Origin of the sequence: Enterococcus sp. DIV0187 (assembly GCF_051713785.1) — a bacterium.
Lineage (GTDB): Bacteria > Bacillota > Bacilli > Lactobacillales > Enterococcaceae > Enterococcus_A > Enterococcus_A avium.
In genome coordinates, this window is the sequence record NZ_JBIOQO010000001.1 from 1,676,336 (window position 1) to 1,687,679 (window position 11,344).

An 11,344-nucleotide genomic window follows, 5' to 3' on the forward strand; every position below is an offset into this window, starting at 1 on the left:
CTTATCCTAAAAATCCAAAAGCTTTTCCTAAAATTCCCACCCCAAAGATTACAAAGATAATCAATAAAGGGCTAACATTCTTTTTAAGTAACCATGACACAAATAAAGTAAGAATTAATGCAAGCATTCCCGGCATGATGCTGTCAAGAATATCTTGAACAGTTTGAGTAACCACTTTTCCGTCGTCATTTGTAATTCGGGTAGCGATAATTGGAATATTAATTGAGGTCCATTTGCTTACTAGAGCGCCCATTACAAACAGCCCTACTACTGATGCCCCTTCAGTCAATTTCTTAATCCGATCGCCAGCCATTTCCTTGATAATCTCATTACCTTTTTCATATCCATACTTTAAGCCAAAATATTTAGTAGCTAAGCGAATAGCATTAATAGCGATAAAAAATAATAATGGTCCTCCAAGACTACCGGATAATGCTAAAGATGCTCCTAATGCGGCCAATACTGGACGAAGAGTCCCCCAGAAAATCGGGTCACCAACACCGGCTAAAGGTCCCATCAATCCAATTTTCATTGCTGATATTGATGCTCCTGGTAATTCTTCTTCACCTACTAATGAATGCTCTTCTTCCATTGCTGCAGTAACACCAAAAATCGGTGCTGTTAGCCATGGATGAGTGTTGAACCATTCAAGATGTCTCTTAAGTGCGGCATTACGCTCAGGGCCTTCTTTATAAAATCTTTTAATGGCAGGAATCATAATAAAACAATAGCCCATTGCCTGAACACGTTCGAAGTTCATTGATCCTAACAAGAAGTTCGAGCGAAGAAACATACTATTGATATCTTTTTTTGTTAGTCCTTTTTGTTCCATTCCAATTTCCTCCTTTTACATATCCAAATCATCGTCTAAATCATCGTCGATAGAACCTACATTACTTGCTGAAACAGTTTGCACACTAGGTCCATTATTTCGATATTTCAATTGAAGATATAAAATTGCTAAACATAATCCCAGTCCGCCAAAACCAACAAGATTGAATTCTGTAAATGCCGCAAATAAAAATCCGATATAAAAGAACGGTTTTAGATGAGGTACATCCATCATATTGATAACCATGGCATACCCAACAACTACGATAATACCTCCGCCAATCTGTAACCCTCCAGTAATAACTTGAGGTATTTGACCAAGGAAGTTTTGAACAGCCTGAGCGTTAATCAAACAAATAATCAATGTTGGAATCATTACACGCAAAGCCTGTAAACCCATCGCCGTGACATGCATAATCTCAATTCCACGATAATTACCGGTATCTGCATAACTATCGGCTTTATGAATAAAGAAGACTGTAATCGTTCTAACAAAAATAGTTAATGCTTGCCCTGCTGCCGCTAATGGAACAGCAATTGCGATTCCTTCTCCGACACCTTGATTAGCCGTAATTACCAAAATGGTTGAAATAACTGAAGCAATTGCAGTATCTGGAGCCATTGCAAGTCCAACATTCATCCATCCTAGTGCCATCATTTCCAATGTTCCACCTAAAATAATTCCTGTAGTGATATCGCCTAAAACTAAACCGACAAGAGTACATGCGACTAAAGGTCGATGAGTTTGTGCTTCATCAAGCACACTCCCAATTCCTGTAATTCCAGCAACAATCATTAATAGAATAATTTGAATGATACTCATTTTTTCAACCCCTCATTTTTATTTGCCCAACTCTGTATTAAGAGTCTTCATGAAGTCGACACTTTGATCTCCGGGCAGTTGTCTCAATTCCAGTTTCACTCCTAAATCTGATAATTCCTTGAATGCTTCAACATCCGCTTCTCGTACACTTACTGCTTTAGTAATTTGTTTCCGATCTGTTTCAAAGCGCATACCACCGACATTTACCTCTTTTAGATCAACACCTAACTTCACTAAGCGTAAAATATCTTCAGGATTTTCAAATAATAGCATTGCTTTGGCATCTTTGTATTTTGGTGATTTGTATGCTCGTGCCATTTTCTCAACACTTACCGCACTAGCTTTGATATTTGATGGAGCAACAGATAATACTAATGTCTTCCGCATCTCATCATTCGCTACCGCATCTGATACTACGATGATTCTTTCTACCGGTCGTAATTTCACCCATTTTGTTAATACTTGCCCATGAATAAATCTGTCATCAATCCGCGCAAGTTCAATTCTCATAACTCATCATCCTCCGTATTTTCGTTTTGTATTCTTGCAATTTCCTCTGAGAAGACTTTTGTACTGCTTTCCCCAGCGGTTTTAGCTGCATTAACTAAGCTGCTTAGTGGTTGATTTCGTTGTGCGGCTGTCTCTAATAGAATCGGTAAATTCACACCCGAAATCACGTCGCATTTCTTATCCCCATAAATTAATTGTGTCGCTGCATTATATGGAGTTCCTCCAAAAACATCGACAAGAAACAGTACCTCTTCACCAGCAAAATTGTTCAACTCATTATTAAACTTCTCTTGCAGTTGAGGAATTCCCTCTCCTTTTAGAAATGGGACAGCCTTGATTTTTTCATCATGTCCAAAGATCATCTCGAATGCATCAAGCAATCCTAATGAAAATTTTCCGTGTCCACTGACTATTATTACTGACATTTCATCGCTCCTTTCTTTATACTTTTATAAAAGCAATTAGCGTGCCAATTTAGTTGTATTAAAATAAAGACTAAAAAATTAACACTTTTTGTAGAAAAAACAAAGTGTATCAATGAGATATTGATACACTTTAAGAACTATTCTTCTTTTAATACTACTTCAACAAATTTCTCTGAGTATTTCAGCTACGAATAGTTTTTCATCTTCACATAGATACAAATCAATCTTTTTTTCAACGCCTGAAATGCTTGACTCTACTTTATTCAGATACTGAACCAATTCAGGATCTATTTTTTCAGAGTACACCAGAGGATTTCCTTTAATGACTCTCTCGAAAGCAAATGCAGTATGAATAATCATTTTCAAAATATTAGAATTAGAAAAATTTATTTTTTCTATTCTTTCTATATCTTCAATCCACTCTATAAGAAGATTGGTAATGTGAAGCGGGTTTAAATAGACTAAATAGGTTCTCAATGTTTCTTCACAGAGATCCTTTATCAATACGCTTCCACTATCATTTTTATTCTCTATATCAGTAGTCAAATCTTCACCTGATACAATACACTTTAAAAATTGCTCCCCTTCACCCTCTATTAGTGACTCTAAAGATATAAACGGACTTTCAATTTCTGGATCTTTTGTACCTACGGATGCAAGAACAGTATACTTTTGAACGATTTCTGGGATTATTTTTTTCAGTTCAAGTGCCGAAACTGTTATTACTTCAATCACTTCCTGGCAGTTATTCGAAATGACACTATTAATCATTTGTTCCATTTTTTTTGCAGTCCCTTCTCCAGACATGCAAATAGATAGAATAACCTTTGGCTTTTGACTTCGATCTTCATGTAATTGAAGAGAATTGATAAAATCTTTCTTTACAGAACTATATATTGAATGTAAATCAAAATTTGTATAGTTTATTTTTCTAACAACATCTAGAACCACAGATGTTGTTACATTAGGTATCGATAGAACCTTCACGCCAGTCTTCTTCTTTATTTTTTTATCCATCATGGAAAGCGAGCCCATGTCTACCAATAATAGTACCCCTTTCCCATTATCAATATTGCTAACTTTTTCACATAAGATATCAATTATTTCAGTGGGGGAAACAGTTAGCGGCATATCAATTGCTTCAATAGGTGCATTTCCTAATAACTCAGTAGCTACTTCTACCATTGATGTTGCAGTAGAATTTCCGTGTGTTACTACCAATGCACTAACCTTTCTAATTTCTTCCAAAGATATAATGGAAGCCAAAAGCATTGTATAATAGATTACTTCAATCTCAGGAAGATTAATATCATATCGTTCTTTCAAAGTTGTACAAATTATTTTCGCAGCTTCATACTCTCTTCTATTTGTATCAATTATTTCTTGATGACCTGAAGAAAGAAAAATATTAGTTTTTTCTCCTCTCTTAAGATAGGCATCCAAATGCATGCCTACATAGTAATTGAAGCGGCGATCAAACCGCTTATCAAGATGACTTTCAGCAATGTCTTTTAAAACATCTACAATTTTTGTTACTCGCGGATTAACAAATTTCTGAAGTGAATATTTTGGTGAATTGTTTTCAACTACGTTTCTAATATGGATATGTAAATCAGTTACAATGTATTGATAGATATCTTCTTGCGCAATTCCTTCTTCACGAAGAATTTTAACTTTCTTCTCAATCGATTCATAGATATTAAAATCGGCATTTTCGTCATGATTCTCTTCATTCATACTGCTGGGATAAATTAGTGTGACAACGTCTAAATATTCGGAAATCTTCTTTGACCCGATCATATTTGATCTACTTGTAAGCCATTCTTGTCCAAGTTCACTAGGCAAATCTTGAACATGAATTTCAATCTTATCTTTAATATTCAAATTATTGACAAAGGCCTGTGCACAGACTAGTTGTACTTGAGATTTCAATTGTCCAACATTTCCAAAATTTGAAGTTGATAAAAGAACATTCATCACATCGATATCTATACTAAGAACTTTTTCTATCCTTTTTGCTTCAACTCTAAATAAAAATTTCATAAGTTCAATTCGTTCCGATATTGAACGTTTGGATAGAGGTGGAATTTCGATCGTCATAGGAATTCTTCTTGAAAAAGTGCTTAATAATACAGATGATGGATTCTCGGTGGTGGCAAAAATGATAAGGACATTTGCTGTTCGCCTTTTACCACTCTCACCTAAACGTGAAAATGTTTTATTATCCAAGAAATAGAAAAGCATTTCTTGTCCTTCTGGAGGTAAACGATGAACTTCATCTAAAAGTAAAATGCCACCATCTGCTTGTTCGATCAATCCACTTTTCTCTGAGGTTGCACCAGTGAAAGCCCCTTCTACATACCCAAATAGTTGGGACATTAATAGCTGAGGATTATTATAATAGTCTGCACAATTGAATGTGATAAAAGGCTTTCCTTCTTCAATAATATCTGCAAATTTCGCATATTGGAAAATTTTCTTTGCTAAAAAAGTTTTACCTGAACCCGTGGGTCCAAGTAATAACATATGTAAGCCATTTGGTGGATAATGGATAGCTGCTTTTGCTTGAGAGATAGCCTTTTTTAAACTTTCATTATATCCAATTACACTTTCAAATGGATCGAACTTTGTTTCCTCATTTTTTGTTTTATAGCTAACTTTTCTTATTGTATCCTGTTTATCTAAGCTAACCAGATCTTCTATTTCAAAATCGAAATCACTCTTATCAATTAGATTCTTATTGATTAATACTTCTGACGGAATGTATCTAACTGGATAGGATTTTATTTTAACTACTTTTTCATTACGGACAAGATTATTCAACTCAGCACTAACATTGGAGCGTGCAATTTTTAGCTCATTTGAAATTTCTTTTGCTGTACTTCCAAGATTATTTTGAAGCATATCATCAGTTTGACTATTCCAGTAATCACTAAGATACTGATAAATTTTATCAATTCTCTTCATCTGTTTATCCTTTCTAAAAATATTTTATTCAATAAACTCCCTCAATCGTTTCAGATTTTTTTGATGCCAATTAACAGACATTGTTTTAGAAAAATTCATAACTAATTCCATCGATTTCCCAGCACTAGTTTTTAATGTGGTTTCAATAACTAAACGATCATTGAGAGCTCCAGTCTTTATATGATATTTCTGAATATCTTTCCTTTCAACAAAAAAACCGTCCGAGTAAAAGGCAAATCCATCATTGTATTTAGCGGCAAAAATGAATTCCTTTGAAATAAAAACCGTACTCATCTTCGGTCGGAAAGAGCTTACATTCACGGATATTAACGAGATCCCCTCGGTTCTAGAAGACTCTTTCTTCATGCTATCCATATAATTAAGAAATCTTTTTTCAGACATAAATAGATCCAAATTAACAACCACCTTTTTTAAGTTAATCTTCATGTATGCACATTATATCACTGAAACAAACATAAACAATACTATTTTTTGACCGTAACGCTCACAATTTGACCGTTCGGTCACAGATAATATCTTCTTATCAGTGGTTTTGGTATACTGGATTAGAAAATAAACTAATGGAGGCTTTTATGTTAAAGGTTGAACGGCATCAGTTGTTAGTCGAAATAATTAACAATGAAAAGAAAGTATTAGCAAAAGACCTTGCTGTTAGGTTGGAAGTTTCAGAAGAAACAATAAGAAGAGACTTGCGTGAGTTAGATCGAAATAAATTGATCAGAAGAATTCATAGCGGTGCGATAAGACTTGGACCTCCTGAGACACTATTTGAATATCGGAAAAATCAAAATAATCGTGAAAAAAGATCAATTGCAAAAAAAGCAGTTGAACTAATCCATGAGAATAGCGTAATTCTAATTGATGGTGGAACAACTAATTTAGAGTTTGTTAAAGCACTTCCTCAAGATTTTCGTGCGACAATCATTACTAATAGTCCACCAATTGTTATGGCGCTGGAATTATATGAAAATATGGAAGTAATTATTTTGGGAGGAACGCTGAAAAGAAAATATATGGTTAGCATGGGGATTGAACTACCAGAAAAAATATCAAAACTCAGAGCCGATTATTATATTATGGGCGTGTACAATGTTGATGCCACTTCGGGCCTATCTGTTCCTACCCTCGATGAATCAATACTGAAAAAATATATGGCCGAGGTTTCTTCTGAAACAATCAGCCTAGTAACATCTGATAAACTAGACACCATTTCGAATCATGTTATTGCACCAATAACTATGCTAGATACTATGGTCACAACTGCTGACGATACTCAAAAATATTCAGATCAGGGCCTCAAAGTTTATCACTGCGACATTGAACATTAACAAAAAAATCACCTTAAGAGGTGATTTTTTTGTTAACGATATATTTTCTTAGTCCTTTGTAAAATCCATTTTCATCATTTGTGGTTGTAATAAAATCAGCATGTCTTTTTACACCTTCAGGAGCATTTCCCATGGCAATACCTACACCAGAAAAATCAATCATTGGGATATCATTGTAATGATCTCCAATAGCTAATGTTTGATCATCACCTATCCCATATTTTCTAGTCAAAAAAATCATACTTTCTTTTTTAGAAATTCCACTATTCACAATTTCTAAGTATTCATTTTTTGATCGATAAAATGATATCCCTCCTAAATTCAAACTCTCTAAAGCTTTTTCCAAATCATTAAGCTTCTCCTTCTCACCCATACATAATATTTTATGAAAAAGAAAACCATTACTTATTAACTCATGAATGTCTGCCAGTTCAGGCTCAACATCAATAATTGATGTCTCCAACCTACTCCATTCATCAACACGTTCCACATACCATTCATCATTGAAATAGAAACTACAACTAAGATACGGAAACTCAGAACGTAGTAAATTATGAATTAGAAACCCATCAAGCTTTTGAATAGGTTGACTATATAAAGTAATTAAATCTCCTTCATCAGAGAAACTACTGATTAATGCTCCATTATAAGAAACAAAAGGAATATTAACTCCTAACTCTTCAATAATTGGACGAATGGCGAAGGGTGGTCTAGCTGAAGCCAAGGCAAAAAACCTATTATCATCTATAATCTCTTTAACAATCTGTTTGCTTTCCTCAGTTAATTCAAATCCGTTCGTCAAGATGGTCCCATCAATATCACTGAAGAAAAACTGTATATTTCTCATCGTATCCCTCCTAAAATAGAATCTCCATACCTTCTTTGAGCCCATTTTTCGTTGATTCTGGTAGTTCTTCATCTGTCACAAAAATATCCACATTTGACCAGTCAGAACCTCTGTAATGAGCCTTTTTCTTGAATTTACTCATTTCACTGATTAAAACCACTTTTCTGGCTGAGCGTACAACACTACGAATGATTGCAGCATCATCAATATCATTATAATAAATCCCATCTTTTTCTAAACTAGCAGCACCAATAACTGCCACATCAAATTTTGTATTTTCAATGATTTGCTTCGAGTATTCACTAGAGAAAAAACGATTATCAAAGTTGAACTGTCCACCAATCAAATTGATTGAGCATTGCTTTTTATGGCTCAAAGAATAAGCATTATCTATTGAATGAGTATACACTGTACATGGAATGTCGATCATTGAGCTAAGCAAAAGAATAGTAGTAGATACATCAAGGTATAAAATTGAATGTTTGGTTAATAACTTCTTGCATATCCTTGCCATCTTTTCTTTTTTCACATTATGAACATCAGACCTTTGATTGAAGTTTAGTGATTCATTCTCATCAACAATCATGATACCTCCATGCGTGCGAACTATGTTATCGTAATTCAAACATTTCAAAATATCCCGTCTAGCTGTATCTCGTGAAACCTTTAGAAACTGAGCTATCTTTGTAGTGCTCAACACCTTTTCCTTTTCAAGCAAGCTAACTATCTTTCTTATTCTCTGCTCTTGATACATCTTTCCACCTCTTTTACTCACATTATACTTAAATACTTATATATACGCAAATAAACTTATATATCCTTAATGATTTTTGCGAATTGAGAAACACTTCAAAATACAGGAACGTACGTTCCTTTTCGGTTAATTCTGTACTATAATGATTACTAAAGGAGTGAGGTACATGATCGTTGAAATTACAGAAGAGGATATCAAAAAAATTGGTGCGGCCTTAAGTTCGCAAATGATTGATACCATCGACAACATTTGGAGTGGTGCTTTCGGAATTCCTAAAACTGCTGATCCTATCGAGATTTTGAGCTTATTGAATAACTTAGCTAATGATCACAACTCAAGTGATGGTGTTCAGGTAACCACATTTGCTGCTTTTCTTGAAGTTGAAGGCTACGGGTTACTTTATAAAAAGCTTCTGACGGGAGAAGACCATAGCGGTTATCTTGAAAATGGTACTATAGAAGATTTTTTAGATAATTAATATCAAAAAAGCGTTCTGTAACTGTTAAGATCTACTATCTAACAGTTACAGAACGCTTTTATATACAGTAAGCCTATCAATGCTAAGCACCATTTATATGGTACAATAATCAACTTAGCCTATTGACTAGCTAACAGATATATTTGAGGTATACTCAGCTAAATCTGGATTTTCTTTTATTAATTTTTCAGCAAGTTCAAAATTATTTTCTTTCGAAAAAACACATCGATATGAGCTCAGAATTTGCGCACTATTAAATCGATCAATTACCTCAGGTTCATTAATTTCAACAAAGCTTCGATCCAACATTTTACCACGAAAATACTCTTTTTCGTACATTCCAACAATTAAATTAGGTGTTATAGGAAAAAGTAACTCCATGCCTTCCGATCCAATCCCCATATTCCCTTTATGAGGATGAATGACATTTGGAATTTTTGCAATCGGATTATCTGATGTGTAAAAACTTTTTGATGTTTTATTTATGAGCATTATCCAGATATGACTATTAAGTATGTCTGACATGTTTTTTAAATGGTCCGGATCAAGCATCATTGAAATATGTTGCCACTTCAATGCTTCCTTATTCAATGTAACTGCCACCTCTTCGGCGTCACTATCCTTATACAATTTAGTAAATATTCGAGAGGCTAGCTTCTCAAATCCATCCTTATATTCCTCTCTCCTTGTTTTAGTTCTCATCAATTGATTAGCGAACATTACGGAAAGCATCTCTTTTTGTTTGATTGAAAATGCATAACAATTCTGAATATACCAACGATTAGCTCCATTTGCTTTTTCCGAGATATCCTTTAAGAGTTTGGCAAACAGTGGTTCGATTTTTGAGAAGTAGTCTTTTTCAACACCTTTTTTTAGAAAGTCTTTCATTTGATCGAAACTTTCAAAAATCCCCAACTCCAAATATTCATTCGATATTTTTTGAAACTCTTCTTCTTTTTTAGCATCTAGAGTCACTTTATCCAAATCTAAGTCATAGAAATAGTTCTCCATCGCAATCTCTGTGACTTTCTGCTTTCTAATGCTTTGTGTTCTTTTGTCGAAAACCCAAATTTTATTATCAGTATCACAAAAATCTTTCAAATAAAATCTTGGTACATAATGTTCCTTTTTTGTGTCAGCCAAGCAAAACACCCCCATTTCTTCAAATTATATCATGTAATATTTTAATCATCTTTATATACAGGGTTTTCCTACTTTTTTTGATCCAAAGGGTAGTTTTATACACTATTCAATCTCTGAAAAAGATTCACCTGTTTGAAATGAAGAGGTGTAAAATAAGCACGACGCCACAAATGAACACCAAACTAAATAAAAGAAAAAGAACAAAATAAAGTGGAACAAACAAAATTACATTCGAGCTAAATACCTTTTTAAAAAAAATTCTAGAAAGTATCCCAAATAATAAACAGATCATACCTAATTGAAACACCATACAAATCCCTCTCTCACTTTTCATTAATCCATTTTACCGCCAAGAAGTATTTTTGTATGCTTAAATTCCTTTTGTGATTACCCAATTTTTTTCCGTCTTTTCTAGGAAGAGATTATAAGTAAATGGTAACAGCGCCTTTGTCTCTTTATTTATATAGACAGCGACTACTTTTACATTGACACTTTTGTCCTTTTCAAAATAATTAATCTGTTTCATTTCTGAGAAAATGTAATCTTTATTTATTTCTTTTGGTTCCTGGTCCTTCAGGTAATAAAGCAACTCCGTTTTCTTAGCTGTAGGATAAATCTTGAAAAAGGTATTCAAGAATGCTTGTATCTCATCTTTCATTTCTTGGTTTACCTTCATGTCATCCTGTAACGGCTGAGATTTAATCATTAATTTTTTAGGTAATGAGGTCATTACAGGATTAGATAGAATCACTAAATAATTCTCGCCCCCTGTTCTTACTTGAACTGAGAATGCAGATTCGACATCTTTTTTCTCTTTCTTATCCTCTTTATCTTCTTCAATTTCTTGGACCACAGAAAAAACCACAGTATAATCACTATTGTTCAACTGATCCACTTTCCAAATTTTAATCTTTTTTACAGTGGATTTTGTAGGAATATCTGATCGAATCATTTCTTGATTGATTTGCAGTAACTCTTCCGAAAGATACTTGTCTAAATTTTTGGTTCGTCTCTCCAGACCTTCTTTTGTTGGCTCCCATGAATAGAATACTTCTGCAAACTCCTCAACAAAGCTAGAAATAAAACTTGTATCGACTACTTGTGTCTTTATGATTTTCTCTTCATGAATTGTATGACGATCAATAGCAGTAAAATTTTTATATACTCCAAACAATAGGCTTCCTATCAATAGCGCCCACAGAACTGTTGTCGTCATT

12 protein-coding genes are annotated in these 11,344 nt (G+C 33.9%); 2 read left to right on the plus strand and 10 right to left on the minus strand.

Annotated elements, in window-relative coordinates; genetic code table 11:
* Window position 1 precedes the first annotated feature (1 nt).
* The 6 genes from IGI52_RS08195 to IGI52_RS08220 form a co-directional block, all read right to left on the minus strand.
* Window positions 2-832: a mannose/fructose/sorbose PTS transporter subunit IID gene (locus tag IGI52_RS08195; protein ID WP_438781000.1), complete on the minus strand. Its 831-nt coding sequence runs from the start codon at window positions 830-832 to the stop codon at window positions 2-4.
* Window positions 833-847: 15 nt separating this feature from the next.
* Window positions 848-1,654 carry a PTS mannose/fructose/sorbose transporter subunit IIC gene (locus tag IGI52_RS08200; RefSeq protein WP_396003015.1) on the minus strand — a complete coding sequence of 269 codons (807 nt, stop codon included), beginning with the start codon at window positions 1,652-1,654 and terminating at the stop codon, window positions 848-850.
* 18 nt (window positions 1,655-1,672) lie between these two features.
* The gene (locus tag IGI52_RS08205) at window positions 1,673-2,164 is read right to left on the minus strand and encodes a PTS system mannose/fructose/N-acetylgalactosamine-transporter subunit IIB (protein WP_438781001.1); all 492 of its coding nucleotides are present in this window, start codon (window positions 2,162-2,164) and stop codon (window positions 1,673-1,675) included.
* Complete coding sequence (locus IGI52_RS08210; protein ID WP_438781002.1) at window positions 2,161-2,589, minus strand: mannose/fructose/sorbose PTS transporter subunit IIA; 429 nt, start codon at window positions 2,587-2,589, stop codon at window positions 2,161-2,163. The genes IGI52_RS08205 and IGI52_RS08210 overlap by 4 nt, the downstream gene beginning before the upstream one ends.
* Before the next feature lie 159 nt (window positions 2,590-2,748).
* On the minus strand, window positions 2,749-5,556 hold the full coding sequence (locus IGI52_RS08215; protein ID WP_438781003.1) for a sigma 54-interacting transcriptional regulator: 2,808 nt from the start codon (window positions 5,554-5,556) through the stop codon (window positions 2,749-2,751).
* A gap of 24 nt (window positions 5,557-5,580) precedes the next feature.
* On the minus strand, window positions 5,581-5,958 hold the full coding sequence (locus IGI52_RS08220) for a hypothetical protein (protein WP_438781004.1): 378 nt from the start codon (window positions 5,956-5,958) through the stop codon (window positions 5,581-5,583).
* Window positions 5,959-6,149: 191 nt separating this feature from the next.
* Between IGI52_RS08220 and IGI52_RS08225 the strand changes: the two genes are divergently transcribed.
* On the plus strand, window positions 6,150-6,905 hold the full coding sequence (locus IGI52_RS08225; RefSeq protein WP_438781005.1) for a DeoR/GlpR family DNA-binding transcription regulator: 756 nt from the start codon (window positions 6,150-6,152) through the stop codon (window positions 6,903-6,905).
* Between the two features lie 13 nt (window positions 6,906-6,918).
* Here IGI52_RS08225 and IGI52_RS08230 read toward each other — a convergent pair whose 3' ends face one another.
* Window positions 6,919-7,752 (minus strand): Cof-type HAD-IIB family hydrolase, encoded by an 834-nt coding sequence (locus IGI52_RS08230; protein WP_438781006.1) that lies wholly within the window; start codon window positions 7,750-7,752, stop codon window positions 6,919-6,921.
* Between the two features lie 10 nt (window positions 7,753-7,762).
* A complete protein-coding gene (locus IGI52_RS08235) occupies window positions 7,763-8,506 on the minus strand; it encodes a DeoR/GlpR family DNA-binding transcription regulator (protein WP_438781007.1) in 744 nt (247 codons plus the stop codon).
* A 166-nt stretch (window positions 8,507-8,672) separates the two neighbouring features.
* Here IGI52_RS08235 and IGI52_RS08240 point away from each other — a divergent pair, with 166 nt between their 5' ends.
* Window positions 8,673-8,984, plus strand: coding sequence for a hypothetical protein (locus IGI52_RS08240; RefSeq protein WP_438781008.1), 312 nt, complete (start codon window positions 8,673-8,675; stop codon window positions 8,982-8,984).
* Between the two features lie 126 nt (window positions 8,985-9,110).
* Here IGI52_RS08240 and IGI52_RS08245 read toward each other — a convergent pair whose 3' ends face one another.
* Window positions 9,111-10,127, minus strand: a complete 1,017-nt coding sequence (locus IGI52_RS08245) for a DUF4238 domain-containing protein (protein WP_438781009.1) — start codon at window positions 10,125-10,127, stop codon at window positions 9,111-9,113.
* A 370-nt stretch (window positions 10,128-10,497) separates the two neighbouring features.
* Entirely contained in the window at window positions 10,498-11,343 is an 846-nt protein-coding gene (locus IGI52_RS08250; RefSeq protein ID WP_438781010.1) for a conjugal transfer protein, read from the minus strand.
* Window position 11,344 lies beyond the last annotated feature (1 nt).

What these genes read in the sequence shown, in the direction of transcription:
- IGI52_RS08195 (WP_438781000.1), bottom strand. Translation starts at nt 832, where the DNA reads ATGGAACAAAAAGGACTAACAAAAAAAGATATCAATAGTATGTTTCTT.
- IGI52_RS08200 (WP_396003015.1), bottom strand. Translation starts at nt 1,654, where the DNA reads ATGAGTATCATTCAAATTATTCTATTAATGATTGTTGCTGGAATTACA.
- IGI52_RS08205 (WP_438781001.1), bottom strand. Translation starts at nt 2,164, where the DNA reads ATGAGAATTGAACTTGCGCGGATTGATGACAGATTTATTCATGGGCAA.
- IGI52_RS08210 (WP_438781002.1), bottom strand. Translation starts at nt 2,589, where the DNA reads ATGTCAGTAATAATAGTCAGTGGACACGGAAAATTTTCATTAGGATTG.
- IGI52_RS08215 (WP_438781003.1), bottom strand. Translation starts at nt 5,556, where the DNA reads ATGAAGAGAATTGATAAAATTTATCAGTATCTTAGTGATTACTGGAAT.
- IGI52_RS08220 (WP_438781004.1), bottom strand. Translation starts at nt 5,958, where the DNA reads ATGTCTGAAAAAAGATTTCTTAATTATATGGATAGCATGAAGAAAGAG.
- IGI52_RS08225 (WP_438781005.1), top strand. Translation starts at nt 6,150, where the DNA reads ATGTTAAAGGTTGAACGGCATCAGTTGTTAGTCGAAATAATTAACAAT.
- IGI52_RS08230 (WP_438781006.1), bottom strand. Translation starts at nt 7,752, where the DNA reads ATGAGAAATATACAGTTTTTCTTCAGTGATATTGATGGGACCATCTTG.
- IGI52_RS08235 (WP_438781007.1), bottom strand. Translation starts at nt 8,506, where the DNA reads ATGTATCAAGAGCAGAGAATAAGAAAGATAGTTAGCTTGCTTGAAAAG.
- IGI52_RS08240 (WP_438781008.1), top strand. Translation starts at nt 8,673, where the DNA reads ATGATCGTTGAAATTACAGAAGAGGATATCAAAAAAATTGGTGCGGCC.
- IGI52_RS08250 (WP_438781010.1), bottom strand. Translation starts at nt 11,343, where the DNA reads ATGACGACAACAGTTCTGTGGGCGCTATTGATAGGAAGCCTATTGTTT.